The sequence below is a fragment of the Candidatus Nealsonbacteria bacterium genome, from assembly GCA_026016225.1.
Taxonomy (GTDB): Bacteria; Patescibacteriota; Minisyncoccia; order Minisyncoccales; family JANBVM01; genus Nealson33H.
In genome coordinates this window covers 97,234-122,156 of sequence record CP061210.1, presented here as the reverse complement: position 1 = coordinate 122,156, position 24,923 = coordinate 97,234, and the positions used below count along the sequence as shown (strand labels likewise).

Genomic DNA, 24,923 nt, shown 5'->3' with positions numbered 1-24,923 from the left:
TTTTTTCAATTATTTTGATAGAATTGAAAAAGCCCCCGTGGTATAATGGATAACACGAGGCACTTCGGATGCCTAATTGAGGGTTCGAATCCTTCCGGGGGCACAGGCTCTTCACTAAATTAAAAATTCAAAATGAAAAATAAAAGATTATTAGTAACAATTCTTTCAATTTTGTTTTTTTTATCTTTAGCTAATCAAGTTTTAGCTATCTGTGGAGGACCTTTAGTTCCTTGCGGTCGTCCTGGGAAACCAGCTTGTTCACTCTGTCATATCTTTGAACTTTTAAACAACATTCTTAAATTTTTCCTTACCTGTTTGGTTCCAATTGTGGCCGGTTTAATACTGGTTATTGGTGGAATGATGTTTATGTTTGCTTATTTTAGTGAACCAGAAATGCTTGCAGGGGAAAAGAAAGGAGGACCAGTCCTTTTATCTCAGGCGAAAAAAACAATCACGGCTGTTGTTATTGGTGTGGTAATCATTTTTTCCTCCTGGGTCTTTCTAAACGCTTTCTTAGGCGCTATTGGAATAGCTAAATGGACAGGATTAGGAACCTGGTGGGAGATTAAATGTGCCCCGCCCGTATATTGTGAACAGTGCTCTGATTGTTCTTCTGGAGAGTATTGCAAAGAATCAATTCATACCTGCAGTGATTTACCTGCTTGTGCAGAGTGTAATTCTGGTTTTGGTTATAATCGTCAGGAGAATGGTGAAGACCTCTGGGGTGATTGTTCAATCTGTCATGCATGTTCAGGCCTGGATACGGGTCCAGAAGAGTGTGTTCCTATAACAGATAATACCCAGGATGATGGCTGCGATGGAACCTGTCAAGCCTGCCAATCAGGTTTGTGTGGAAATGCTACAGCTGGTACTAACCCCGGAGGTAAATGTTGGCCTGACCCGGAGTATAGAAATGGTGGAGGTCCGAACTTGAGCTTTTGTCAATCAAGAACTAAAGATGGTAAGTGTAATGACTCAGGTTCTTGTAATGACGTTTATGGGCCCTGGGTAAATATAAACGAAGGATTACCTTGCTCGGGTAGTTATGGTTGTGAAGGTAATACTTTTTACGCTCCAACTACTTGTAGTTCGGGAACTTGTAGTGGAGGTTCTGTTGATATAGGTTGTTGTGCTTGTTCTAAATGTTCTTCTGGAAAATATTGTAAAAAATCAAATCATACTTGCACTGATTTACGTACTTGTGCAGAGTGTAATTCTGGTTTTGGTTATAATCGTCAGGAGAATAATGAGGATAAATGGCATGAGTGTAGTCAAGGTTCAACGGCGTCTGATGGCTGCAGTTCTGAGTACTGCAGTGGTACATATTATTCTTGTGGTGTTCAAAGCTCAGGTGACGGTGGTTGCCCCATCTGTTACACCTGTAAAGATGATAATAATATAGACTGCGAGTTTCATTCAGAGGGCTTTCGTGATAGTGGTTGTTCCAGCTGCAAGCTCTGTAATGGTGTAGGTTCATGTATTAAGAATTCTCCAGATAGTGGTTGGGGAGCAGGTTCATATGGATGTACAGCTTATAACCAGCGTTGCTTTGAGGGTGAGTGTAAAAAGTGTAGTAGCAGAACAGGCGGCGGCTATTTATATAGTGCTAATTGTCCAGCTGACGAACCAAAGTGCGGTGGGGAAGGAGGAATGGGTTGTTGGTATAAGGGAGGTCTTGTTAATCCACCATGGGACAATAGGGGTGAACTTTGTAAGGATGTATGTGCTACTCATGGTGGATGTGTAGATGCAAATTGGGATGATAATGATAAGTGCAAGGTCTGTAGAAAATTTTTTGGAGATAGCGCTAGGTGTACTCCTGATTCTGCAGTAGTCTGCGGCTCATGGGCTCCATTTTGGGCAAATATATGGGGTGATATGAATCACTGCTACGGCCGCAAGTCAAGTATAGATCAATCTTGTAAATCTAGTCCTGGTAGCTATTCTTGGCGTATATGTGTATGTAATTATTAAAAGATGGAATATAAGAAGAAATTAAGACACCTTTTTTCTAAAAGATACTTTTAATTTAATAAAGTAAGGTGAAGAAAATACTTTTAACAACTTTTTTAGTTTTTTTGCTTTCGTTATCAACTCCTGTTTCTATTTTAGCTATCTGTGAAGGTCCGATAGTTCCTTGCGGTCGTTACGGAAAACCGGCATGTAACCTCTGTCATATCTTTGAACTTTTAAACAATATTCTTAAGTTTTTCCTTACCTGTTTGTTGCCTATTACAGTAGTTTTGATGATTACTATTGCAGGATTTATGTTTATTGTTGCCCATTTTGGAGGGACAGAAATGCTTGCAGGAGGACAGAAAGGAGGACCAGCCCTTTTATCTCAAGGGAAAAAAGCAATCACAGCTGTTGTAATTGGTTTTATAATCATTTTTGCCTCCTGGGTCTTTTTAAACACTTTCTTAGGTGCTATTGGAATAGCTGAATGGACGGGATTGAAAGAAAGTTGGTGGGAGATTAAATGCCAATAAATAAAAATAATAAAGCCCCGTTAGCTCAGTTGGTAGAGCAGAAAGCTCTTAACTTTAAGGTCGGGGGTTCGAATCCCTCACGGGGCATAATGAATTGGTGCGAGGTAAAAATCCTGATGGGGGCACTAGGGGGTTAGTATTACAAACCAGTCGCTTCACTCCTTGTAATTACTACGTAATTAAGTGTATCTTGTATTTAATTTTTAATAGTTATATAATTGTTTTCTATCAATATGGTGGTCGTAGCTTAATTGGTAAAGCGCCTCGCTGTGGCAGGATACGATTACCTTTACTTTCAGCTGATTTTGGGTAAAATAAACAGAGGAAGGGTAAGAGAAAATCTGAATTTTTAAAAAATTTATGGAGGTCATGGTGTAATAGCAGCATTAGAGTTTGTGGAACTCTCGGTGAGGGTGCAAATCCCTTTGGCCTCCCAACTACTTAGGTAAAAAGTTGAAAATAAAGTCAAAACAAGAAATTCTGCTCTAGATATACCATTCAATCCATCACACTGGCATCCCGAGCACCTGTGCTGAATTTACTGAAGCATTTAGCTTGGGGGGTTTGTGGTATAATGGAATATAAAGGTTAGGGAATATCAAAAATATTACCTAATGTAAATCAAAAAAGCATGATAGACCCAGAAAAACTAAGGAGAGAATCAAAGGAAGACAAAAAAGCAATGGAAGAATTTAAAAAACAACAAAAAGAACTTAAAGAAAAAGTTGAGAAGGATTTTGAAGAAGAAAAAAAGAAGTTTTCTGGCAAAACTGTTGAAGAAATGGAGAAGGAATTAGAGAAAGCCTACGAAGAGTGGGATGAAGAAAGTAAAAAAGAAAAAGAATGATTTCAAATATTATAGGAAACAAATTTTTTTATTACCTCTTGATAAAGTTTTTGTTTTAGTGTATATAAAAGTGGCAAGTAGCTCTTTTGAATTTATAAGGAAGAGAAAATCTAAACTTGTGGAGGTAAAAAAAATGAGAAAGAAAAAGAAAAAGAAAATTAAAGAAGAAGAAAAGGAAGAGGAATTCAGAGAAACTAGAGAAATTAAGAATGTCAGGATAGAAACAAACGAATTTACCGGGGGAACTTCCATAAAAATCTTCTTTCCGAAAATGGAAGAGGATAATATTTGGTCGGGTGATGTAAAAAAGAAATCAGAACCTTATTCAGAAAATCAAATAAGGATAATATGGAATGCTTGCCGGGATCAAATAAAAGCAATGGATCCTGATAAGATTCCAATAGAATTCCATCAGATTCTTAAGAAATTCGAGGAAGTAATCAAAGAAAGAGGAATATTCATCTAAAATTATTTTATATAGGGAAAAAGAACTAAGTAGAGAAACTAATTATTTTCTACTTCTTCTTCCCTCTTTTTTTTGGTCTTTTGACAAAAAAACGAGCGGGATTTAACCCGCCGTTCATTTTTGAAACTGAAAAACTTAAGAAATTTTACTCTTCTTTTGCCGCTTCAATAATGTCTTTAGCTCCTTCAACACCACTGGCAAGTGCGTCTTTTACAGCGCCTAATGTTTCTCCTCCAATATCTTTGGCAGCTTCTATAGCAGCTGAAACAGCTTCTTTTGTTGCCTGAACCGTATCACCACCTACTGTTGTAACGGCCTGGATTGAACCTTTCACTGCTTCTACAGCAACTTCTCCAATATCTAATCCTAATTCTTTTGCACTATTGATTGCTTGGGCGACTGCTCCTTGAATAGCAGGTTTTTGTTCACCACCAGCCTCCATAAAACCACCCACCGTTCCTCTAACAATATTCCTGATTGCACTTACAATTGATATTCCGATATCAGAAACTCCATAAATAGCACCTTTTACAATTGAAGCAGTAGCTTCAACGCCTTTTGAAAGAAGTTCACCTGTCTCTCCTAAGGTAGTGGTGGTTAAATCTTTTACAACACCGACAATAGCACTGCCAATGTCACTAACTCCTTTTAGACTCGTTTTTATCCCCTCTTTTGCACTATTCACTATACGTGAGATAAGAGAGAAAACCATATATTATTTTAATATTATTTTATTGAATAAAACGATAAAAAAGCGACCTTTATAATTTTCTAAGTTGATGTTTGTAAAAAGTACAAAACCGCTATTTTTTCTCTTCTAATTGCACTTTTACATTTATTTTTTTTTCTTCTCTAAGAATTTTTAACGAAACCTTTTCTCCAATCTTATGTTTCTGTAAAATGTCAGCTAAAGGATTTTCTTCATTTATTTTTTTTCCATTACATTCCAAAATAATGTCATATTCTTTCAGCCCCACTCTATCAGCAGGTGATTCTTTTACTATTGCTTTTTCCCCTAAGCTTTCTCTGACAATTAAAGCTCCATAGTCAACGGGAAGTTTATTTACTTTGGCTATTTCTTTGTTTAAAAGAAAATATCTTACTCCTAAAAACGGCTTTTTTATCTTTCCATATTTTATTACTTCTTCCAGATTTCTTTTGGCGTAGTTAATTGGTATAGCAAATCCAATATTTTGGGCTCCCATAACCATTGCAGTATTAATTCCGATAGCTTTTCCTTCCATGTTTACTAAGGGTCCTCCACTATTGCCGGGATTTATTGCTGCATCAGTTTGAATTAAGCCTCTTAAACTTGTAGCTCTAAACGATAATCCTCCGTAAGCTGTAATCTTTCTACTTAAGCCGGATACGATTCCAGAAGAAAGGGTGTCTTCAAATTCCCCCAGAGGATTTCCAATCGCTACTACAGTTTCTCCTAATTCAATTTTTGAGGAATTGCCTATTTCTAAGCAGGGAAAATCTTTTCCTTCTATCTTTAAGATAGCTACATCAATTAATGGGTCTTTAGCTAAAACCTTAGCAGGATATTTTTTTGTTGGTTCTAAAATTACCGTATAATCGGCTGTTGAATCTTTAACCACATGGTTGCAGGTTATAACATAACCGTCAGGAGAAACAACAAATCCTGAACCTCCTCCAATTTTTGTTTTTTCTTTCCCTCTCTTTTCTATTTGAGGAATAACAAATTGCCGTCCGCCGAAAGGAAAAATGTAATACCCTTCTATTTTGGGTAAGTCCTTGCTAATAACAATAGTTATTACCGCAGGACAAACTCTTTTTGCTATTTCAACAATTGGTGATTTTTCCATATGTTTTTATTTTATCATTAACTTCTATTGTCAACAAGACCAGAAGTTGCTATTATATTTTTGAAAGTAATATTTGATACTTAAAAACAATTTCTGTAGGAATTGCCCTCGTAGCTCAACAGGATAGAGCAAGGCACTCCTAACGCCTAGGTTGGAGGTTCGAGTCCCCCCGAGGGCATCAATTGAAGGGCCCATAGCTCAGTTGGTTAGAGTGTCGGTATGGCATACCGAAGGTCGAGGGTTCGACTCCCTCTGGGTCCACATAATTTGCAGATAGCCGCGGTAGCTCAGTGGTAGAGCATATAGCTGAAAACTATAGGGTCGCCAGTTCGATTCTGGCCCGCGGCACCTCTTTATGAATCTGCGGGAGTAGTTTAGTGGTAGAACGTCTCGTTGCCAACGAGAAGGTCGCGGGTTCAATCCCCGTCTCCCGCTTAACTTCAATTAATGAGTTTGCTTTTTTGAACCTGCCCATTTTATTTTTTAGCCTTTAGTATTGACATGCTTTGGTGAATGAGTTAGGATAATTCAACCCTAAAAATAAGGGTTTTTAAGATGAAAATTTCTGGTCCTAAAAAAAGAAAAAAACAAGGCTCTTGTAAAAAGCAAGGGTTTAATTGCAAACGCCCAAAGGTTTGGGCGTTGATTAGCTTAGTTTTTCTAATATTCTTTGGGGTTTTGTTTAAAGTTTACTCTCTTTCTGAGTTAAAAAGTAATAATCAATCAGAACTGGATAGTATCCAGAGTTTTGTTGTTTTTCAAGAAAACACTTTAGCTTCTCTTTCCAATCCAAATAACCCGCCTTTAAAGGCTACCGAAAAGTTACGGGTAGTAATAACTGCTTATTCAAGTACACCCTGTCAAACCGATGATAGTCCCTATATTACTGCATCCGGGACTTTTGTGAGAGAGGGAGTTATAGCAAATAATTTTTTGCCTTTTGGTACAAAGATTAGAATTCCTGAAATATATGATGATAAGGTTTTTATTGTTGAGGATAGAATGAGTTGGAAAAAGGGTAATTATCACATTGATATTTGGTTTTCTGAATATTCCCAAGCTCTTGCTTTTGGAGCAAAAAGAACATATATTGAAATCTTAGAAAGATAACATTTATCTTAAACTTTAAAAATTAAGAGCTTAATAAAAAAACCACCCCCGCCAACTGGCGTAGGTGGTTTTTTAGTTTGTGCCGCGGGTGGGACTCGAACCCACACGGGATATAATCCCAAGTGATTTTAAGTCACTCGCGTAATGCCAATTCCGCCACCGCGGCAATTATATTTATTTTATCTATTTTTTAAAAAGGAAGACTTTCTATCCAATCCTATTGGATAATTAGGATAATACATGAATCGTAGCAAGCTTAAAGTATCTTTTGTTCCGTACCCTAATTTCCAGGACGCCCTTTCATCGTAAGGACATATCTTTTTTTTAGTAAATCCAAGAACATTTATAAAGATATTTTGAAGAGATTCAAGAAATTCTTTATTGCCAGAAGTAAAGTTACTTCTTAATTCCCGACGAAGTTTTTTATTTTTGCTATGTATATAAGTTGTATAAAATACGCTTCCATCACCGTCAAAATAGCCTCTAATAAAATCTGGTAAATACTGGAAGGGTACTTTTGGAAACTTCATTGTTTTACTTTTACACCGAATTCCTCCCAATTCTAATAACTTCTGGAACAGTCGTTTTGAGTATACGGTAAATTGGAAACTTTCATATCTTTTATCTCTATAAAATGGATGGCTTGAACCCATTACATTTCTAATTTTAGTAAGCATCTCATAATCTTTTGCATAAAATACAATTTTATAAGATCCACTTCTTCGCATGTATCCATCTGCAAACCAAAATCCTAAAACATAAGCCATTTCCGGGGACCATTTATCAAAAAAATCTTGTTTAAGTGAGTGTTTATGAGATTTCATAAAAACCAAATGGAGGAGCGGATGGGAATTGCACCCACGTATAATAGTTTTGCCCGCCTGCCAGAGCTTTGAGGCCACGGTCGGATTTGCACCGACGTATAGCAGTTTTGCAAACTGCCCCCTTACCTACTTGGGTACGTGGCCATGACCAGCTCAGGCCGACTAGCGGGCAGGCAGACTACCGCCTTCGCTACCGCGCCCTATTCGTCCTTTCATTTTACCTTATTTTCCCTTCTTTTTCAACTCTGCTAAAATTTCCTCAATTCGAGATATCTCGCGTTTTATTAATTGATTAACTCGTTTGATACGTCTTGAGATTTACAGTTCCATTTTCTTTTTCTCTTTTGTATAGAATATTAAGGTATCTCCCTTTTCGATTTTTTTATTTCCTTCGTATAATATTCCAGCCTCTTCACCTTTCGCCACACTTTCAATATCTTTTTTATTTCTCTGAAGATTAATCATTTTCCCTCGGTCAATCAATTCTTCATCTCTCAAAACCTCAATTAAGGTTCCCCTTTTTGTTTCTCCTTCAATAATTCTTCCTCCAACAATCTGGCGATTCTTTTTACTCCAAAAGGTTACCAAAACTTTCATCTTTCCAATGTCGGTTCTAATAGTTTTATACTCTAAGGTCTTTTCCATAAATTTTCTAACTCTTTCCACCAAATCATAAATTATATCAAAGTTCATTACATCAACCTTAGTCTCCTCTCTCTGGAGCAGTTTTTTAGCAACAGGATTTATTTTCACTCTAAAACCCAAAATTAGAGCCTTCGAGCTTTTTGCTAACTTAACGTCATTTTCATTAATATCTCCAACATCTGATTTTAAAATCCTTAAGACAATTTTTTCTTGAGGCAGTTTTTTTAAAACTTCATTAACTGCTTCAATTGACCCTAAAACATCAGTTTTTAAGATTAGGTTTAGAACTTTTTGTTCAGGTTTTAATTCAAATCTTTCCTGTATCACCTTTTCTTTTAGCGAAGGTTGAATATAGCTTTTTGCTTCTTCTAAATTAGAGAAAACCATAATATTTTCTCCCACCTTTGGTACATCTTCTAAACCCAAAAAGACCGCAGGGTCTGCCGGAAAGACCTCAAAGATTTGTTTCCCTTGAAAATCTTCTAAACTTTTAACTTTTCCAAATACTGAAAGAGTAGCTATAGCATCTCCTAACCTTAATACCCCTTCGTTTAAAATTAAGGTGGCTGTTGGACCTCTCTGGCTGTCTAAATAAGATTCAATAATTACTCCCGTAGCTTTCTTTGAGATGTCTGCTTTTAGGTTTTCCATCTCTGCCATGAGTAGAATTAAGTCTAAAAGATCTTCGACTCCTTGTCCTGTTTTTGCCGAAATTTCAACTGAAGGCACTTTTCCTCCTAATGATTCAACCGAAATACCTTCTTTTTGCAATTCTCTTTTTCCTTTTTCAGGATTAGCTTCTGGTCTATCGGTTTTATTAAAGGCAACTATTGGTGGAACTTTAGCTTCTTTAATATGAGAAATAACTTCTTCTGTTTGCTTTTCCACTCCTTTACAGCTATCGATTACCAGAATAGCAATATCAGCTATTTTAGCTCCTCTTGACCTCATTTGAGAAAAAGCTTCATGACCAGGGGTATCAATAAAGGTAATTTTTTTTCCTTGTTTTTCAATCTGGTATGCACCGATATGTTGGGTAATGCCGCCGGATTCCTTTTCGGCAACCTTTGTTTTTCTGACCTGGTCAAGAAGAGTTGTTTTCCCGCTGTCAATATGACCTAATACTACCACCACCGGAGGACGATTAATTAAGTTTTTATTTGTTTTTACCATTTTTTTTTGCTTGTTCTATTGCCCTTTTTTCTTCTTCGGTCAGTAAATATTCTGACCTACCATTTTTTATTGGCTTTGCAAAAACTCTATTTCCCTCTCTCCCATAGAGACTACTGATGACCACTCCATCCTTATTGCCATCTAAAAGGGCAATTGAGAAACTTTGGTCTCCGCCGCTTTCTTTAAAAGGATTAAATCTGACTACACCTATTCCTTGAATCGAAAATTTATTCTTGTTCTCCAAATCTTTCAGCTTTTTGGAGATTCTACTAAAACTTCCCTTTATATCATTAAATTGAGATAAAATTTCTTTTAAGTTCTTGGGTTCTTTTTTCTTTTTTAAAAACTTAAACATAGACTTATAGATTACTTATATTATATATAATGTAGTCTCTTCCCATCCCAAGTCCTGCTTCGCAGGGCAGGCAGGCGGGCAAAAATTCATTATTAAAATCCATTGTTCCTTCAGGTAATTGTTGCGGTTGTTGATTCGGTAACTGAAAGCCTGGTCCGAGGTTCTATAAACCATCGCCAAATAATCCACCAAACAATTCACCCAGAATTTCTTCCAGTGTTTTTACGGATGTCGGAATATCTATTTGTACAGCTTTATTATAGTTTTTAAATTGGACTGTCATAGTGATTTTACCTTCAGATTTTGTCTTTTCTGTTTCTTTGATATTCAAACTTAAGAGAATTTTATAGAGCAGCAAATCTTTTTTCCCGATCCAAATTTCTCCTTCGGACCTTTCTATTGCCTGTAATGACTCGTTTAATTCTTGTAATTCCTTTTCGGTCAGAGATTTATTCTGTATTATTTTACTTATTTCTGTAAATAACTCTATGAGTCCCTCTTTGTCTATTACGAATTTATAGTGGTGAGTATTTGCTTCGTCGATTTTTTCGCTTGGCAATTTCTCTGTAATTTCGAAGATCTTTATAGAAGCAACAACTTCCCTTATCTGTTCTATCTGCTCAGGCGATAATTCTTGTTCTTTCTGTACTTCTTTAAGTTGTTCATCTAATTTTTCTAATCCGAATTGCTTTTTTATTGCTTCAGGATCAACTTTTATCCATTGATTTTTTAAGAACGATAAATCAAAAAATCCCAAATCAGGAACATTACTTAGTCTCAAATAGGTGATATTCTCAATAGTTCTTACTTCTAATCCAAAACTTTGCGGCAAAACATCTGTGTTTATATCAAACTTGAAAAGTGCCTTCGGATTATTTAAATCGTGCAAATCTGAAGCACCGCTAAAATCTATCGAAAACTTACCCGTTTGTTTGAGCGATGATGGTTCTTTCGGTTGTTGAAGGTTGCCATTTCCTAACGGAGAAAGCGCAGGAAGATTACTGGTTTCAATTTCAACTGTGATTTGTCCTGTATATTCCAGAGATTTTATTTCGGTCATCTTTTCAGTCATTTTCTGGACAATTCTTTCCGGTGACTGGAAATAATAAAAATAGCCGAATACTCCGCCTCCTATAATAATGACTCCCAAAATCACAGAGATAATCAAAGCCAGTTTCTTTTTTTGGGGCTTTACAGAAGAAATGTCCGATTGCGGAAAAGTGGTTCCTGGTGCACCATACGATTCTGGTTGCTCTAGCTGTCCTATTGAATTAAAAGCTTCATCAATATCTTTTGCCTGCCGACCATTAGTTAAAAGAGAATTTTTAATTTCTTCTTTGCTTACACCCTGTCGTAATTGTTGCTTGATGTAATCAAGCAGTTGTTGGTTAATCATATTTTTGTTCTTAAAAATTAGTTAATTATTTTTTACGCGACCTTTACTTATATTTCCCCCCCCCGCAAAATAAGCAAGGGTTTATTTTGTTAAATCGTCATTTCTAAAAAATATCGGCTCGAACCATATTTTACTTAATCAACAATTTTCTTTTTTGCCTCAAAGTGAGTATAAATTGGTGGCCGAGCGCCGAGCCGCAGTGAGGCGCGAGGCGAATAAATCCTTGAAAAATTCTGACTGGCGGAGGGTGTAGGATTTGAACCTACAAAGGATTACTCCTACTGGTGTTCGAAACCAGCGCAATTGCCGTTCTGCCAACCCTCCAAAAATCCAGAATTTAGAATATATAATTTAGGGGATAGGATTAGTTTTTGAAAATTCGTTTTAAATTTATCACAAAATTTACTTTAAATCAATTCACCTCGCTCATAGAGTTCATTTAATTATTAAATAATGATATATTTATAAAATATGGAACAGAAAATTGCCATAATCGGAGTTGGAGGAAGGACCGGGACAATGTTTGCTTTTGAACTCAGGAATTCAGCTAATGTTTTGGGGGTGGCTAGAGGAAGAGAGGTAAAGTTGGTTAAGGAGAAGAAGCTTTTTATTGAGAGGAAGAAAAAAATACCTCAGGTTTTTGAAGAAAATATTATTAAAGATACCGAATTTAAAGCTAAAGTTGAACCAGATACTATTTTTTTAACAACCAAAAATCCGGTTTCTCCTCCAATAAAATATTACTTTACAAGATGTAGAAGAAAACCACCCTCTCTCTTAATTTCTCAAAATGGTATTGCAGCTATCTCTGAAGCAAAAGAATCCCTCAGACAAGTTTTAGGGAAAGAGGCAGAAAAAGTAAGAATAATTAGAATTGCCCTTTTTAATCCAATAGATAAAAGAGAATCAGGAAATAAAACCTATATTAAATATTCCTTACCTATTAGAATTGCTCTTTCAAAAACTTCGGATGATGAAGATATTAAAGATATTGTTGAAATTTTTGAAAAAGCTGGTTTTGAAATTAAAGAATTCCCTTCAGAAGATGCCAAGAATTTAGAATTTTCAAAATTATTTTTAAACTTAATTGGTATGGCAGCAGCTTCAAGGGGAGCTTCAGTCGAAGATGGATTTAAAAACAAAGAAATATTTAAAGAAGAAGTAAAAGCTTTAAGAGAATATATTAAAACAGTAAAACTTTCTGGAGGAGAATTTCTTAATTTCCCTCGTTATCCCGTAAAACTTTTCGCTAGCTTATTTGGTTTAGTACCAACTTCTTTTTTACTACCTTTCCGAGGCATTATTACTAAGATTGTTAGCAAAGGAAGAGGCGGAAAACCAAAGGATTTAGATGAGATTGATTACTATAATGGAGCTGTGGTCAACCTCGGAAAAAAAACAGGAGTTAAAACTCCGGTTAATGAAAAGATATATAAGAGGGCTTTGGAAAGATTAAAATAAATTTTTAATAGTGTGGGCAATGCAGGACTTGAACCTGCGACCTCGTCGATGTAAGCGACGCGCTCTTCCACTGAGCTAATTGCCCGTATTTGGTAATTAGTTGATGAGTAGATGAGTGATGAGTAAAATCTTTTCTCATAAACTCATTAACTAAAGGTTGCGGAGCAATCGTATTAATTTCTAATTTATTGTGCCGAGGGCGGGAGTCGAACCCGCACGTCATTGCTGACACATCCACCTCAAGGATGAGAGTCTTCCAGTTCCTCCACCTCGGCTCTTTTTATTTTTAAATATTTTCTTTCTAAGAGGGGAATTTTATTAGAGTAATAAAGTTTTGATAATAATTTTCTTGATTCTCTTTTCGCATACTTTAATTGCCAAAAATTTTCCTTTCTGTTTTGAACTATATACCCTTTTATTTCAAGTGACGTTTTTATTCTTTTTCTTAACCACTCGATAAAAGTTCGGCTAGCGGAACTAAATATAGTATAGAACATAAAACTACTTTTCCAGCGTTTATCCCAATAAGAATAGAAATATCCATCTCCATCAAAATTACCTCTTAAAAAGTCAAAAAAATATTTATTAGGAATTTTTAACTTTCCAATAGTTTTACTTTTATGTGGGGTGAGGCCTATTTCATTAAGCCAACGATAAAAAATAACATCTCCGAACTGAACTTGATAATATTTCTTTTCAGATGATTTACCACTACTCTTGCGGCCTATTTTATTCCTTAACCCAAGACATTTCTTAAAAGTCTTTAGGAGTTTAATATCTTTTGAAGTAAAATTTATATGTCTTCTATCAATAGATAGACAGCCATCAGCACTAATGAGTCCAACAGCATAAGCAAGTTCTGGCGACCATTTAATTTTTTGAGTTCTTTTTGGTTTCATCTTGTTCCTCTTGTGGTTCTTCTTTAGTACATTCTTTTTTAATTTCTTCTTCTTTTGATTTCTCTTCTGCTATTGCTTTGGCAAATTCTTTTCTTTTTAGCCTTGCCCTTTTTCCTTTAGCTTTTCTTAGGTAATAGAGTTTTGCCCTCCTTACCTTGCTTTTTCTTATTATTTCTATTTTTTTAATTGTTGGTAAGTGAAGAGGAAAAATTCTTTCTACCCCAACACCACTGATTACTTTCCTGACCGTGATTGTAGCTCCAATTTCTTTTTTATGTTTTCTGGCAATAATTATTCCTTCGAAGATTTGGATTTTTTCTTTACCCTTTTCTCTCTTAGAAGATTTGTCCTTCTTTGGAACCTCTTTGATTCTCTGGAAAACCTTTACCGTATCGCCGGGGCGAACGTCGGGAATATCCTTTTTTAAAAATGGTTTTATAATATTTTCTACTTTTTTCATTTTTTAAAAACTATTATTTTTGCTTCGTCAGTTGATATATCTTTTTTCTTGATTGAAAGTTTATTTATTGGGGATAAAGATTTTATCCCAAAAACCTTTAAGAAATTATCTAAGGAATCTAACTTAATTTTTAATTTTGGGATAGCGTAGTGCATTGGGATAGTAATTTTCGGTTCTAATTGAGACATTATCTTAGCAGCCTCTTTTGCAGAAAGAGTATAATTTCCTCCTATCGGAACCATTAGAATATCAACTTCACCAATTTTTTCTAGTTGCTCATCAGTTAATTCTTTTTGTCCAAAATCTCCCAAATGACAAAGCTTAATATTTTCACTTTCAATAGTATATATTGTATTTGTGCCTCTTTCTTTTCCTTGAGAATTATCGTGAGAACTCAAGATTCCCTGAATGAAAATATTTTTTACCTCATACTCTCCAGGTCCTTCAATTAAAAAAGGATTTCCAGCAACAGCTGCAACATTATTATGGTCATGATGCTGATGGGTAACTAATACAATATCAGCTTCAAGTTTCGGTACTCTTAATCCAATACTTTTATCATAGGGGTCAATTACAATCTTTACCTGGCTGTTTCTCTCAGGATTAGTTGTTATTTGAAATAAAGAATGACCATACCAAATAATTTGCATAGGGGTAAATAAGAATAAGAATATAATTTACTCTTATCATAAATCTCCTTATAATTCAACCATTAATGGGGTTGAAAATTTAAATGAAACATTGTAAGATAAATAGCATCTAATAGATAATATTAATATGAAAGAATTATTAGAAAAAAACAATTTTTTGAAACCGGCAAAAATCGGAGATATTATTGAAGGAACAGTTGTTGGTAAGGGAAGGTCCTCAATTTTTTTGGATTTAGGAGCAATTGGAACAGGAAAAATTTATGGAAGAGAGTTTTATCAAGCTAAAGAAAAATTAAAAAATTTAAAAATTGGTGATAAAATTTTCAGCAAGATAATCGAGCTTGATGCAGAAGAGGGATTCATTGAATTATCGGTAAGTGGGGCATTTAGGGAGTTATCTTTTGAAAGCCTTAGAGAGAAGAAGGAGAAAGGTGAATTGATAAAAATAAGAATTTTAGGAGCAAATAAAGGCGGTTTAATAAGCGAGATTTCAGGCATTTCTGCTTTTTTGCCAGTTTCTCAATTAGCAAGTGAGCACTACCCAAAAGTTGAGGGAGGAGATAAAGCAAAAATTTTGAAAGAGCTTCAAGAATTCATCGGTCAAGAGCTTGATGTAAAGATACTTGATTTATTCCCAGAGAAAGAACAAATTATTTTATCAGAGAAAGCAAAAGATTTAGACAAGATAAAAGAAATATTGAAAAGTTATAAAATAGGAGACGTTGTGAAGGGAGAAATTACTGGTATTACTAATTTTGGAGCATTTATTAAATTTCCCTTGTCCTCCAAATCCTCGGCGAAGGAGAAAGCTTCTTCCAAAAAGGAGCAGCTTGAGGGCTTAATTCATATTTCCGAGTTGGATTGGAAAATCATCGAGGACCCAGCAGAAACTGTTAAAGTAGGTGATAAAGTAAAAGCAAAAATTCTTGATATATCTAACGGTAAGGTTTCTTTATCTCTAAAAGCCTTAAAAAAAGACCCCTGGAAAGGCATTGAGAAAAAATATAAGAAAGGCGAAATAATTAAAGGCAAGGTAACTAAACTTAATCCTTTTGGAGCTTTCATTCAAATAGATAAAGAGATTCAAGCACTTTGTCACGTTTCTGAGTTTGAAGGCGAGAAAATGGTAGATGTTTTAGAGATAGAGAAAAAATACAAATTCCAAATTTTATCAATTGACGAGAAAGAACATCGAATGAGTTTAAAATTAATCAAGGATAAGTAAAGTTAAATAATTTTTATTGCAAAAATGAAAATTTTAGTTAAAAATTTTTTACTCATTTTATTCATTTTTCTAACAATATCTGCCCTTTTTAGTTTATTTTTCCAGCCGCTGAAAGAAATAAAAGAATTATCAATTACCCAACTGATTGAAGATATTAATCAGGATAAAGTTGAAAAAATTACTGTTTCTGGAGATGAGATTGAAGCAATATATAAAGATGAAACAATAGCTAAATCCAAGAAAGAACCAGAAGCTTCTTTGTTTGAGTCATTAATAAACTATGGAGTAGAGAAAGAAAAGTTAGTTCAACTTAAGGTTGATATAAAAGAAAGAGGTGGAAATTGGAGTTGGCTTGGACCTGTTTTATTCTCAGTGCTTCCTGTTTTACTTTTTGGTGTCTTTTTTTGGATGATTTTTCGGCAAGCTAAAAGTGGAGCGATGCAGGCTTTTGATTTTACTAAGGCAAAAGCTAGATTATTTGGAGCAGAAGGTCATCCAAAAGAAAAAATTAGTTTTAAAGATGTTGCCGGTCAAAAAGAGGCAAAAGAGGAATTAAAAGAAGTAGTAGATTTTCTTAAAAATCCAAAAAAATATTTGAAAATGGGAGCGAGAATTCCAAGAGGAATATTGCTCTTAGGCCCAGCCGGGGTAGGAAAAACTTTGTTAGCAAGGGCAGTAGCCGGGGAAGCTAATGTTCCTTTTTTCCATACTTCAGGTTCCACTTTCGTAGAGTTGTTTGTGGGAACAGGAGCTGCTAGAGTTAGGGATTTATTTGCTACTGCAAAAAAGAGCGCTTCTTGCTTGGTGTTTTTGGATGAACTTGACGCTGTAGGTCGTATGAGAGGAGCGGGAATTGGTGGAGGACATGATGAAAGGGAACAAACTCTAAATCAATTATTAGTGGAAATGGATGGTTTTGAAAGAGATACCAATGTCATAGTTATCAGTGCGACCAATCGCCCTGATATTTTGGACCCTGCACTTTTACGTCCTGGTAGATTTGATAGAAGGGTAGTTTTAGACTTACCAGATATTAATGACAGGGAAGAAGTTTTAAAAATTCATTGTAGGGGAAAACCATTAGCTTTAGATGTGGGCTTGAGAGAAGTTGCTGAAAGGACTCCCGGATTTTCTGGAGCAGATTTAGCAAACATTGCTAACGAAGCAGCAATTTTAGCTGCAAGAAGGAACAAAACCCAAATTTTTCAAGAAGAATTTTTAGAGTCTATTGAAAAAGTTTTATTGGGCCCTGAGAGAAAAAGCCATATCTTATCAAAAAAGGAGAAAGAAATAGCTGCTTTTCATGAAGCAGGTCATGGTTTGGTTTCTTCTTTTCTTTTAGAAGCAGAACCTGTTAGAAAGATTTCAATTATTGCCAGGGGATTTGCGGCTGGTTATACCTTAAAAATGCCCAAAGAGGAAAAGAGGATTAAAACAAAAACAGAATTTTTAGCAGAGATGGCAACTTTGCTTGGAGGATATGTTGCTGAGAAATTAAAATTCGGCCAGATCACAACTGGAGCTGCCGATGATTTAAAAAAAGCTTCTGGTTTAGCTAGAAGATTGGTTAAAAAATATGGAATGTCTAAGTTAGGGCCAGTTTCTTTTGGTGAAAAAGAAGAATTAATTTTTTTAGGAAGAGAGATTTCAGAACAAAGGAACTATTCTGAAAAAGTCGCTGCTTTAATTGATAAAGAAGTAGAAAAATTTATCAAGGATGCTGAAAAAAGAGCCAAAAAAATCTTATTGAAAAAGAAAAAATTATTAGAAAAGATTGCAAAAACCTTAATTGAGAAAGAAACAATTGAAAAAGAGGAGTTTGAAAAATTAATTAAAAAGAAAGAGGTAAAAACATTCAAAACTTCAAAACCAACCAGAAAAAAAGAAAAATCAATTAAAGTAAAAGTTAAAAGTTTATAAGTTTATAGTTTGAGGTTTATAATTTAATTACGGGCGTGTAGCTCAGTGGTGGAGCATGTCTCTTATAAAGACAAGGTCCGTGGTTCGAATCCACGCACGCCCACAAATTTGTCGCAGGCAAATATGGGCGATTGGCGCAGTTGGTTAGCGCGTCACACTGACATTGTGGAGGTCACAGGTTCAAATCCTGTATCGCCCACAAAAAATAGAATATATGAAATTGAAAATTATCTACCAAGATAAAAATCTTTTAGTAATAGATAAACCAGTTAATATTATTGTTTTTCCAGAAAAAGAGACTACTGAAAGAACATTAATTGACATACTTTTAAAACAATTTCCTTATTTAAGAAAAGTAGGTGAACCCCCAAGATATGGAATAGTTCATAGGTTAGATAAAGATACTTCAGGAATCTTATTGATAGCTAAAAATAATAAAAGTTTATCTTTTCTACAAAAACAATTCAAAAACAGGAAAGTAGTTAAAAGATACATTGCTTTACTTTCAGGGAAATTAAAAGAAACCCAAGGAGAGATTAAAACCTTGATTGGTCGCTCACCAAAAAACAGAGTAAAACAAAAAGTTTATCTTCCACTTGAGCCGGGTTCTGAAGGGAAAAGAACAGCTGTTACAAAATATAGAGTTTTATTACCCCTCCGAAGTATTAGTAAGGGAGGGCGAAGAAATTATTATACTTTAGTCGGAGTTACATTAAGAACCGGTAGAAAGCATCAGATTAGGACTCATTTTAGTTATTTAGGTCATCCGGTTGCAGGAGATAGATTATACTCTTTTAAGAATCAAGTCCATCCAGAAAGTTTAAAAAGACAATTCTTGCACGCTGGTTTTTTGAAAATAAAACTTTTAAATGATAAAGAAAAAGAATTTAAATCCGAAATACCAAGGGATTTAAAAAAAGTTTTAGAAAAAATGGAGGAGGATTCTCAATAACCTTTATAGATTATTAAATGAAAAAAGATAAAAAAGAACCAAATAAGGAACTTGCTAAAGTACAAACAAGAGAGATTACCAAAGAGATGAAGGAATCATATATTGATTATGCTATGTCAGTGATTATCTCTCGAGCTTTGCCCGATGTTAGAGACGGCTTAAAACCTGTCCAGAGAAGAATTTTGTATGCCATGTATGATATGGGATTGCGTCATGATGCAAAATCCAGAAAATCAGCAACTGTCGTAGGAAACACCTTGGGCCGCTATCATCCACACGGCGACCAGGCAGTGTATGGAGCTGCAGTAAGAATGGCACAGGATTTTTCCCTGAGATACCCTTTGATTCAGGGTCAAGGAAACATGGGCTCAATTGATGACCCAGGTGAATATGCGGCGATGAGATATTGTATTACTGGTGATTCTATTATAGTGACCAATCGTTGTTTGGAAAGAATTGATGAAATTTCTGATAAAGAGAATATTTCTTTAAATGTTTTGTCCTTTGCTCAAAAAATAAATTCAGCATCAAAGTGGTTTGATTCAGGTGTTCATCCTGTTTTAGAAGTGAAAACATTTAGGGGTTATAAATTGAAAGGAACGAATAATCATCCAATCTTAACTCTTCAAAAAGATAACGAGGGCAGACCTATATTTAAATGGAAATTATTAAAAGAAATTAAAAAGGGCAATTTTGCAGTTATTGATAGAAACAACAATACTTTATGGCAGCGAAAAGAACCAAGTCTTAAGAAATATTATCCCAAAATAAAAAACAGACATTTTGTTATTCACAAACTACCCTCTCGGATGAATTCTGATTTAGCTTTTCTGCTGGGAGCAATTTTATCAGAGGGCTATGTTTCCCATAAGAAATCTAAAGAAAAATGCTTTGGTTTCGCAAACACAGACAAAGAATTCATAAATGCTTTTAAAAATAGTTTTAAAAAAGTTTTTCCTACTTGCCGATTACATGAATTTAAGAGGGGGCCTTTAGGTTACGGAAAACAGGACCATACAGCTTTAGAAGTTCATTCAAATTATATTACTGAATTTCTGGAAAGTTTAGGATTAAAAAGAGCTCGTGCTTCTAAAAAACAAATCCCTGAAATTATATTTCATGCAAGCAAAAAATCAACATCTGCTTTTCTGAAAGGACTTTTTGAGGGAGATGGATCTATCTATCTTTGTAAGCACCGCAATAAAGATAAAAAACAAAGATCAATAGAAATAGTCTATACTTCTTGTAGTAAGAAATTACTTGAGCAGTTACAAATCATATTTTTAAGATTTGGCATAGATTCATTTTTAAGACCCGAAAGAACAAGAACAACATTAAGATTATTTATTCATGGGCATAACAATTTTGGTTTATTTAAAAAACAAATTGGTTTTATTTCAAGACGAAAGAAACAAAGATTAGAGGAATTTTCAAAACTTAATTCCGATCACAGAATAATGTCTAAAACTGATTATATTCCGTATCTTGCCCAGTATATAAGGGAAAAGTATCAGGGATTGAACATAAAGCGAGCAGATAAAGTTTGGCTTAAAACCCACAATTTGGATAGATATCCAAAACTTAGAAAATATTATAATCGTTTGGAACAAATACTGGACCAATTCGATTTAAAGCTTGTTAAGAATTTCTTAAAAAACCATTATTTATTTGAGCAGATTGTTTCTGTAAAACAACAAGGAGAGGAACGAGTTTATTCTTTAAGAGTAGATAGTATATGTCATTCTTTCATTTCTAATGGATTTATTAGTCACAATACAGAAATGCGGCTTTCGAAAGAGGGTCAAGAAATGTTAAAAGATATTGGAAAAGATACAGTTGATTTTATTGATAATTATGACGGTACGAGAAAAGAACCCGTTGTTTTGCCCTCTCCTCTTCCCCAACTTTTATTAAATGGTTGTTTGGGAATTGCGGTTGGGATGGCAACCAATATTCCTCCCCATAATTTAAATGAAATCTGTGATGCTTTAATTTATTTAGTCGAACATTCAAAAGCTGATGTCGAGGATGTTTTTCAATTTGTTCAGGGTCCGGATTTTCCAACGGGAGGTTTCATTTATGACCAGAGAGGGATAATGGAAGTTTATTCTCAAGGTAAAGGACCTATTTTAGTAAGAGGTAAAACAGAAATTATTGAAGATGAAAAAGGAAAACAAAAGATTTTAATTACTGAAATTCCGTTTCAGGTTCAAAAATCAACTTTGCTTGCCAAATTTGCTAAATTGGTTTCAGAAAAAAGAATTAAAGGAATAAAAGACATTAGAGATGAATCAGACAAAGAAGGAATGAGAATTGTCATAGAACTCCAAAAAGACGTAATAGCTAATAGGATTTTGAATCGTCTTTTTAAATTTAGCGACTTACAGAGAACTTTTCATTTAAATACGGTAGCTTTGGTTGATGGAATTCAACCCAAAATTTTAAATTTTGTTGAGGTTTTAGAATATTTTATTTCACACAGGAAAGAAGTTGTCTTAAGGAGGATTAAGCATGAATTAGAAAAGGCAAAAGAGAGAACCCATATTTTAGAAGGTTTACACAAGTGTTTGCAAAAAATTGACGCGGTAATATCAACGATTAAAAAATCAATAGATAGAGAAAACGCAAAGAAAAACTTAATGAAGCGTTTTAAACTAACAGAAATTCAGGCTAACGCAATTTTAGATACAAAACTAGCAGCTTTAGCAAGGTTAGAAAGGAAAAAAATTGAAGATGAACTGAAAGAGTTGCGTGCTAAAATCAAAGAACTAACAGCTGTTTTAAAGAGTCCCCAAAAGATAAAAAGCGTTATTAAAAAAGAATTAAAAGAAGTGAAAGAAAACTTTGGAGATGAGAGAAGAACAAAAGTTTTTAAAAGGAAAATAGGTGAAATATCAGAAGAAGATTTAATTCCCAGAGAAGAAACGATTATTACTCTAACTCAGGGTGGTTACATAAAGAGAATAAACCCTAAGACATATAAGCTTCAAAGAAGAGGAGGGAAAGGAATTTTAGGAATGAAAACAGTGGGAGAAGATATCGTGGAACACTTTTTGATTGCCAACACTCATGATAGTCTTTTATTCTTTACTGACTCAGGAAAGGTTTTCAGAATTCCAGCTTACGAAATCCCCGAGGGAACCCGAACTGCCAAGGGCAGGGGTTTACTTAATTTCTTAGAAATTTCCCCTCAAGAAAAAGTATTATCTTTAATATCTTTAAGCAAAAAGAGTGAAAAAATCGAGGCAAAATATTTAGTAATGGTAACTAAAAACGGGGTAATCAAAAAAACCGCTTTAGAGGAATTCAAAAATATTCGTCGTTCGGGACTAATCGCTATTTCCTTAAAAAAGGGAGATTCACTGAAAAAAGTTTGTAAAACTACGGGAGAAGATGAAATAATTTTAGTAACTAAAAATGGTCAGTCAATAAGGTTTAGAGAAAAAGATATAAGACCTATGGGGCGGTCAGCCGCCGGAGTAAGAGGAATCAGATTGAAAAAATCTTCATCTCGAGTTCAGGTTGAGGGAGGAGACGAGGTAATAGGAATGGATATAATAAAACCAATCCGCCAGTTGGCGGAAAAAGGCAAAAAATTAAAAGTTAAACAATATTTATTGGTAGTGACTGAAAATGGTTATGGTAAAAGAACAGATTTAAAAGAGTATGGTTTGCAGAAAAGAGGTGGAGTAGGAGTTAAGACAGCGAAAATAATCCCTAAAATAGGGAGGCTGGTTGCTTCAAAAATTCTGACGGAAGAAGAAGATTTAATAGCCGTTTCCCAACAAGCCCACGTAATTAGAATAAAGATTGGGTCAATTTCAAAATTGAGCCGGGCAACCCAGGGAGTAAGAATTATGAAATTAGGAGAAAAAGATAAAGTTGTTTCAATGGTCTGTGTTTAAAATCCTTTCTTGTGGGTTTTTCTTTTGACATCTTTGGTGAAGAAAAGGTAAAATGGAAGAACATGGCATTTCTTAATCCTTCAAGAGTTTTAGATATGCTTGGTTTGAAAGAAAGTTTTGTTGCGGCTGACTTTGGTTCAGGTTCTGGCGGTTGGGTAATCCCCTTGGCAAAAAGACTAAAACAAGGAAAGGTTTATGCGATAGATATTTTAGAGGAACCTCTTTCAGCATTAAAAAGCAAGATAAGATTAGAAAAAATCTTAAATATTGAAACAATAAAGTCAGACATAGAAAGAACCTCCAAGCTTTTGGGTAATAGTTGTGATTTGGTTTTAATGACCAATCTTTTTTTTGAAGTAGATGATAAAAAGAAAGTAATGGAAGAGGGAAAAAGAGTTTTAAAAAAAGGCGGTAAGCTTTTAGTAGTTGACTGGAAAGAAGATTCTCCCTTAGGTCCTGAGAATAAGGTTTCGCCCGAGGAGATAAAAAAAATGGCAAAAGAAACTGGTTTAGAATTAGAGAAAGAATTTTCAGCTGGCGTTTATCATTGGGGTTTAATTTTTGAAAGGTTGTAATGTTTTAATTTTAATTTATTCTATGCGATTATAAAATATATGAGGGAAAAAACCTTTTTCATTCTTTTACTTGGAATTTTTTGTTTAGTATTAATTTCTTTTATCCCGACTACTGCCAAAGCTCAATGCTCAGATTGGGGAGGGGAATGCGGTCGGAAGTCAGAGTTAGATTGTTGTACTGGCCAGAACCTTCATTGTGATGAGTTTCCTGGTGGGTACGGTATTTGTTGTAAGCCAGATAGGTCAATTAATAACGGTCAAAAGTGCTATTGTGATAGCGAATGCGCTTCTGGAATTTGCAGTGGAGGAGTGTGTCAAGGTAATGGAGATAATGATAAAGATAATGATAATGATAAAGATAATGATAATAATGATGGTAGAATAATTGAAATTCTAAATATTCTAAATGCTACAAGCTTTGATATTATCATCAATGACCTTGTTAACTTTATTTTTTATCTTGCGATTGTCATAGCTCCCTTAATGCTCATTATAGCTGGTTTTTTATTCACCACAGCGGCAGGTGATGTTCAAAAAGTAGCTCAAGCTAAAAAAATAATTACCTGGACCATTATTGGATTTTCAATAGTTTTGTTTTCAAAAGGAATTGTAGCTTTAATAACAGGTGTTATAGGAGGTTAATTTTTAAGAGAGTATAGAGTTTTAACACTTTTTTATGCTAAAATATAAAATGTCTATGAGAAAGAAGATATTTCTATTTCTTTTAACCGGGATTTTTTGTTTGGTATTAAATTTTTTAATAGCAACTAATTTAAGAGCTGATTATATATTTGAGGGTCCTTTAAGAAATAAGACCATAGGAGATATCATAGATAGTCTCACCAACTTTATTTTTTATCTTGCGATTATCGTAGCTCCCCTAATAATAATTGTAGCTGGTTTTTTATTTACTACAGCGGCAGGTGATGCTGAAAAAATAGCTCAAGCTAAAAAAATAATTACCTGGACCATTATTGGATTTTCAATAGTTTTGTTTTCAAAAGGAATTGTAGCTTTACTTAGTAGTTTATTTTGAGGATAAAAACAATAAAACAAAAGGTCGAATCAAATTAAGAGATAGAAAGAAACATTAAAATGAAAAAAACACTTTTAAACTTAGTTTTAGCCAGCGTGTTAGTTGGAACGATAGTTCCTATGGCAGCTTTAGCTCAAGAAGGACCTGCTACTGGCTGTACCATAACGCATGATGTAGGTATAGAGGGTTGTCCTGATAATTGGGCGGACGATGGAAATTGTCCTTTTGATTCAAAAGACAAACCGTGTGGTATATGCTGTCTGATGAATGCAGTTTATACTGTAACTGATTGGATGTTTTTTGTTTTAATAGCAGTGACAGGCTTTCTGGTAATTTGGGGAGGATTTAATATAACTACAGCAGGTGGCTCTGAAGAGAAGTTGAAACAGGGAAAGGATTTTATACTTTTTGCTATGATTGGTTTAGCGATTGCTCTTTTTGCTAAAGCCATTCCAGCACTTGTCAGAACAGTATTAGGAGTATAAAAACTAAAAACAAAAGACATTTGAGTTTAAAAAAGCGCCTGGTTCCAAAAATCAACCTCAAATAAATGAGGTTGATTTTATTTGATAAAAAAGCTAAAATTGAGGCAGATTGCTAAATATTTTGTCAAACTGCCGGGGTGGTGAAATTGGCAACCACGCGAGGTTTAGGACCTCGTGCCATTTTTGGCTTGTGGGTTCGAGTCCCACCCCCGGCACTAGTT

General features: G+C 34.6%; 23 protein-coding genes and 14 tRNA genes. 23 read left to right on the top strand and 14 right to left on the bottom strand.

The window, feature by feature from the left end; translation table 11 throughout:
• The first annotated feature begins 31 nt into the window (after nucleotides 1-31).
• The 6 genes from IB617_00670 to IB617_00645 all read left to right on the top strand — a co-directional run bounded on the left by IB617_00670 (nucleotide 32) and on the right by IB617_00645 (nucleotide 3,802).
• Nucleotides 32-103: transfer RNA gene (locus IB617_00670), tRNA-Arg, on the top strand.
• 29 nt (nucleotides 104-132) lie between these two features.
• Entirely contained in the window at nucleotides 133-1,974 is a 1,842-nt protein-coding gene (locus IB617_00665) for a TrbC/VirB2 family protein (protein ID UZE93336.1), read from the top strand.
• 68 nt (nucleotides 1,975-2,042) lie between these two features.
• Entirely contained in the window at nucleotides 2,043-2,489 is a 447-nt protein-coding gene (locus tag IB617_00660) for a hypothetical protein (GenBank protein UZE93335.1), read from the top strand.
• A 14-nt stretch (nucleotides 2,490-2,503) separates the two neighbouring features.
• A tRNA-Lys gene (locus IB617_00655) sits at nucleotides 2,504-2,576 on the top strand.
• 544 nt (nucleotides 2,577-3,120) lie between these two features.
• The gene (locus IB617_00650) at nucleotides 3,121-3,336 is read left to right on the top strand and encodes a hypothetical protein (GenBank protein ID UZE93334.1); all 216 of its coding nucleotides are present in this window, start codon (nucleotides 3,121-3,123) and stop codon (nucleotides 3,334-3,336) included.
• Entirely contained in the window at nucleotides 3,308-3,802 is a 495-nt protein-coding gene (locus IB617_00645) for a hypothetical protein (GenBank protein ID UZE93333.1), read from the top strand. Before IB617_00650 ends, IB617_00645 begins: the two co-directional genes overlap by 29 nt.
• Before the next feature lie 145 nt (nucleotides 3,803-3,947).
• On the opposite strand, the gene IB617_00640 is transcribed toward IB617_00645, so the two are convergent.
• Entirely contained in the window at nucleotides 3,948-4,514 is a 567-nt protein-coding gene (locus IB617_00640; protein ID UZE93332.1) for a hypothetical protein, read from the bottom strand.
• Between the two features lie 91 nt (nucleotides 4,515-4,605).
• Nucleotides 4,606-5,631 carry a trypsin-like peptidase domain-containing protein gene (locus IB617_00635; GenBank protein ID UZE93331.1) on the bottom strand — a complete coding sequence of 342 codons (1,026 nt, stop codon included), beginning with the start codon at nucleotides 5,629-5,631 and terminating at the stop codon, nucleotides 4,606-4,608.
• Nucleotides 5,632-5,735: 104 nt separating this feature from the next.
• Here IB617_00635 and IB617_00630 point away from each other — a divergent pair.
• From IB617_00630 to IB617_00610, 5 genes are all read left to right on the top strand, one after another.
• Nucleotides 5,736-5,809, top strand: a tRNA-Arg gene (locus tag IB617_00630).
• Nucleotides 5,810-5,818: 9 nt separating this feature from the next.
• Nucleotides 5,819-5,892 (top strand) — tRNA-Ala (locus IB617_00625).
• A gap of 15 nt (nucleotides 5,893-5,907) precedes the next feature.
• Nucleotides 5,908-5,979, top strand: a tRNA-Phe gene (locus IB617_00620).
• 15 nt (nucleotides 5,980-5,994) lie between these two features.
• A tRNA-Gly gene (locus IB617_00615) sits at nucleotides 5,995-6,066 on the top strand.
• Nucleotides 6,067-6,186: 120 nt separating this feature from the next.
• Nucleotides 6,187-6,741: a 3D domain-containing protein gene (locus IB617_00610; GenBank protein ID UZE93330.1), complete on the top strand. Its 555-nt coding sequence runs from the start codon at nucleotides 6,187-6,189 to the stop codon at nucleotides 6,739-6,741.
• An 80-nt stretch (nucleotides 6,742-6,821) separates the two neighbouring features.
• Here IB617_00610 and IB617_00605 read toward each other — a convergent pair.
• The 7 genes from IB617_00605 to IB617_00575 all read right to left on the bottom strand — a co-directional run bounded on the left by IB617_00605 (nucleotide 6,822) and on the right by IB617_00575 (nucleotide 11,458).
• Nucleotides 6,822-6,907, bottom strand: a tRNA-Leu gene (locus tag IB617_00605).
• Nucleotides 6,908-6,920: 13 nt separating this feature from the next.
• On the bottom strand, nucleotides 6,921-7,565 hold the full coding sequence (locus IB617_00600) for a hypothetical protein (protein UZE93329.1): 645 nt from the start codon (nucleotides 7,563-7,565) through the stop codon (nucleotides 6,921-6,923).
• 71 nt (nucleotides 7,566-7,636) lie between these two features.
• A tRNA-Cys gene (locus IB617_00595) sits at nucleotides 7,637-7,709 on the bottom strand.
• A 174-nt stretch (nucleotides 7,710-7,883) separates the two neighbouring features.
• Nucleotides 7,884-9,383, bottom strand: coding sequence for a translation initiation factor IF-2 (gene infB / locus IB617_00590; GenBank protein ID UZE93328.1), 1,500 nt, complete (start codon nucleotides 9,381-9,383; stop codon nucleotides 7,884-7,886).
• Complete coding sequence (locus tag IB617_00585; GenBank protein UZE93327.1) at nucleotides 9,367-9,738, bottom strand: DUF4446 family protein; 372 nt, start codon at nucleotides 9,736-9,738, stop codon at nucleotides 9,367-9,369. Before IB617_00585 ends, infB begins: the two co-directional genes overlap by 17 nt.
• Before the next feature lie 163 nt (nucleotides 9,739-9,901).
• Nucleotides 9,902-11,134, bottom strand: coding sequence for a hypothetical protein (locus IB617_00580; protein UZE93326.1), 1,233 nt, complete (start codon nucleotides 11,132-11,134; stop codon nucleotides 9,902-9,904).
• Nucleotides 11,135-11,372: 238 nt separating this feature from the next.
• Nucleotides 11,373-11,458: transfer RNA gene (locus tag IB617_00575), tRNA-Ser, on the bottom strand.
• Between the two features lie 147 nt (nucleotides 11,459-11,605).
• Here IB617_00575 and IB617_00570 point away from each other — a divergent pair.
• Nucleotides 11,606-12,595: a hypothetical protein gene (locus tag IB617_00570; protein ID UZE93325.1), complete on the top strand. Its 990-nt coding sequence runs from the start codon at nucleotides 11,606-11,608 to the stop codon at nucleotides 12,593-12,595.
• A 13-nt stretch (nucleotides 12,596-12,608) separates the two neighbouring features.
• On the opposite strand, the gene IB617_00565 is transcribed toward IB617_00570, so the two are convergent.
• The 5 genes from IB617_00565 to IB617_00545 form a co-directional block, all read right to left on the bottom strand.
• Nucleotides 12,609-12,680 (bottom strand) — tRNA-Val (locus IB617_00565).
• 106 nt (nucleotides 12,681-12,786) lie between these two features.
• Nucleotides 12,787-12,870, bottom strand: a tRNA-Leu gene (locus tag IB617_00560).
• On the bottom strand, nucleotides 12,835-13,494 hold the full coding sequence (locus IB617_00555; protein UZE93324.1) for a hypothetical protein: 660 nt from the start codon (nucleotides 13,492-13,494) through the stop codon (nucleotides 12,835-12,837). The genes IB617_00560 and IB617_00555 overlap by 36 nt, the downstream gene beginning before the upstream one ends.
• Complete coding sequence (gene rplS / locus IB617_00550; protein ID UZE93323.1) at nucleotides 13,466-13,954, bottom strand: 50S ribosomal protein L19; 489 nt, start codon at nucleotides 13,952-13,954, stop codon at nucleotides 13,466-13,468. Before rplS ends, IB617_00555 begins: the two co-directional genes overlap by 29 nt.
• Complete coding sequence (locus tag IB617_00545) at nucleotides 13,951-14,604, bottom strand: MBL fold metallo-hydrolase (GenBank protein UZE93322.1); 654 nt, start codon at nucleotides 14,602-14,604, stop codon at nucleotides 13,951-13,953. Before IB617_00545 ends, rplS begins: the two co-directional genes overlap by 4 nt.
• Nucleotides 14,605-14,731: 127 nt before the next feature.
• Between IB617_00545 and IB617_00540 the strand changes: the two genes are divergently transcribed.
• From IB617_00540 to IB617_00490, 11 genes are all read left to right on the top strand, one after another.
• Nucleotides 14,732-15,829, top strand: a complete 1,098-nt coding sequence (locus IB617_00540) for a S1 RNA-binding domain-containing protein (GenBank protein ID UZE93321.1) — start codon at nucleotides 14,732-14,734, stop codon at nucleotides 15,827-15,829.
• 24 nt (nucleotides 15,830-15,853) lie between these two features.
• A complete protein-coding gene (ftsH, locus tag IB617_00535) occupies nucleotides 15,854-17,749 on the top strand; it encodes an ATP-dependent zinc metalloprotease FtsH (protein ID UZE93320.1) in 1,896 nt (631 codons plus the stop codon).
• 31 nt (nucleotides 17,750-17,780) lie between these two features.
• Nucleotides 17,781-17,852 (top strand) — tRNA-Ile (locus IB617_00530).
• Nucleotides 17,853-17,874: 22 nt separating this feature from the next.
• Nucleotides 17,875-17,948 (top strand) — tRNA-Val (locus IB617_00525).
• Nucleotides 17,949-17,963: 15 nt separating this feature from the next.
• Nucleotides 17,964-18,701: an RluA family pseudouridine synthase gene (locus tag IB617_00520; protein UZE93319.1), complete on the top strand. Its 738-nt coding sequence runs from the start codon at nucleotides 17,964-17,966 to the stop codon at nucleotides 18,699-18,701.
• A gap of 17 nt (nucleotides 18,702-18,718) precedes the next feature.
• Nucleotides 18,719-22,606 (top strand): hypothetical protein, encoded by a 3,888-nt coding sequence (locus tag IB617_00515; protein UZE93318.1) that lies wholly within the window; start codon nucleotides 18,719-18,721, stop codon nucleotides 22,604-22,606.
• 62 nt (nucleotides 22,607-22,668) lie between these two features.
• Complete coding sequence (locus IB617_00510) at nucleotides 22,669-23,181, top strand: class I SAM-dependent methyltransferase (GenBank protein UZE93528.1); 513 nt, start codon at nucleotides 22,669-22,671, stop codon at nucleotides 23,179-23,181.
• A gap of 39 nt (nucleotides 23,182-23,220) precedes the next feature.
• Nucleotides 23,221-23,823: a hypothetical protein gene (locus IB617_00505; GenBank protein ID UZE93317.1), complete on the top strand. Its 603-nt coding sequence runs from the start codon at nucleotides 23,221-23,223 to the stop codon at nucleotides 23,821-23,823.
• A 55-nt stretch (nucleotides 23,824-23,878) separates the two neighbouring features.
• Nucleotides 23,879-24,217, top strand: a complete 339-nt coding sequence (locus tag IB617_00500; protein UZE93316.1) for a hypothetical protein — start codon at nucleotides 23,879-23,881, stop codon at nucleotides 24,215-24,217.
• A 59-nt stretch (nucleotides 24,218-24,276) separates the two neighbouring features.
• Nucleotides 24,277-24,702 (top strand): hypothetical protein, encoded by a 426-nt coding sequence (locus tag IB617_00495; protein UZE93315.1) that lies wholly within the window; start codon nucleotides 24,277-24,279, stop codon nucleotides 24,700-24,702.
• 131 nt (nucleotides 24,703-24,833) lie between these two features.
• Nucleotides 24,834-24,917 (top strand) — tRNA-Leu (locus IB617_00490).
• Nucleotides 24,918-24,923 lie beyond the last annotated feature (6 nt).

Coding starts and splice junctions, on each gene's coding strand:
- IB617_00515 (UZE93318.1), top strand. CDS start 18,719: ATGAAAAAAGATAAAAAAGAACCAAATAAGGAACTTGCTAAAGTACAA.
- IB617_00495 (UZE93315.1), top strand. CDS start 24,277: ATGAAAAAAACACTTTTAAACTTAGTTTTAGCCAGCGTGTTAGTTGGA.
- infB (UZE93328.1), bottom strand. CDS start 9,383: ATGGTAAAAACAAATAAAAACTTAATTAATCGTCCTCCGGTGGTGGTA.
- IB617_00645 (UZE93333.1), top strand. CDS start 3,308: ATGAAGAAAGTAAAAAAGAAAAAGAATGATTTCAAATATTATAGGAAA.
- IB617_00510 (UZE93528.1), top strand. CDS start 22,669: ATGGCATTTCTTAATCCTTCAAGAGTTTTAGATATGCTTGGTTTGAAA.
- IB617_00665 (UZE93336.1), top strand. CDS start 133: ATGAAAAATAAAAGATTATTAGTAACAATTCTTTCAATTTTGTTTTTT.
- IB617_00640 (UZE93332.1), bottom strand. CDS start 4,514: ATGGTTTTCTCTCTTATCTCACGTATAGTGAATAGTGCAAAAGAGGGG.
- IB617_00500 (UZE93316.1), top strand. CDS start 23,879: ATGAGAAAGAAGATATTTCTATTTCTTTTAACCGGGATTTTTTGTTTG.
- IB617_00600 (UZE93329.1), bottom strand. CDS start 7,565: ATGAAATCTCATAAACACTCACTTAAACAAGATTTTTTTGATAAATGG.
- IB617_00610 (UZE93330.1), top strand. CDS start 6,187: ATGAAAATTTCTGGTCCTAAAAAAAGAAAAAAACAAGGCTCTTGTAAA.
- IB617_00545 (UZE93322.1), bottom strand. CDS start 14,604: ATGCAAATTATTTGGTATGGTCATTCTTTATTTCAAATAACAACTAAT.
- rplS (UZE93323.1), bottom strand. CDS start 13,954: ATGAAAAAAGTAGAAAATATTATAAAACCATTTTTAAAAAAGGATATT.
- IB617_00505 (UZE93317.1), top strand. CDS start 23,221: ATGAGGGAAAAAACCTTTTTCATTCTTTTACTTGGAATTTTTTGTTTA.
- IB617_00540 (UZE93321.1), top strand. CDS start 14,732: ATGAAAGAATTATTAGAAAAAAACAATTTTTTGAAACCGGCAAAAATC.
- IB617_00570 (UZE93325.1), top strand. CDS start 11,606: ATGGAACAGAAAATTGCCATAATCGGAGTTGGAGGAAGGACCGGGACA.
- IB617_00635 (UZE93331.1), bottom strand. CDS start 5,631: ATGGAAAAATCACCAATTGTTGAAATAGCAAAAAGAGTTTGTCCTGCG.
- IB617_00650 (UZE93334.1), top strand. CDS start 3,121: ATGATAGACCCAGAAAAACTAAGGAGAGAATCAAAGGAAGACAAAAAA.
- IB617_00585 (UZE93327.1), bottom strand. CDS start 9,738: ATGTTTAAGTTTTTAAAAAAGAAAAAAGAACCCAAGAACTTAAAAGAA.
- ftsH (UZE93320.1), top strand. CDS start 15,854: ATGAAAATTTTAGTTAAAAATTTTTTACTCATTTTATTCATTTTTCTA.
- IB617_00555 (UZE93324.1), bottom strand. CDS start 13,494: ATGAAACCAAAAAGAACTCAAAAAATTAAATGGTCGCCAGAACTTGCT.
- IB617_00520 (UZE93319.1), top strand. CDS start 17,964: ATGAAATTGAAAATTATCTACCAAGATAAAAATCTTTTAGTAATAGAT.
- IB617_00580 (UZE93326.1), bottom strand. CDS start 11,134: ATGATTAACCAACAACTGCTTGATTACATCAAGCAACAATTACGACAG.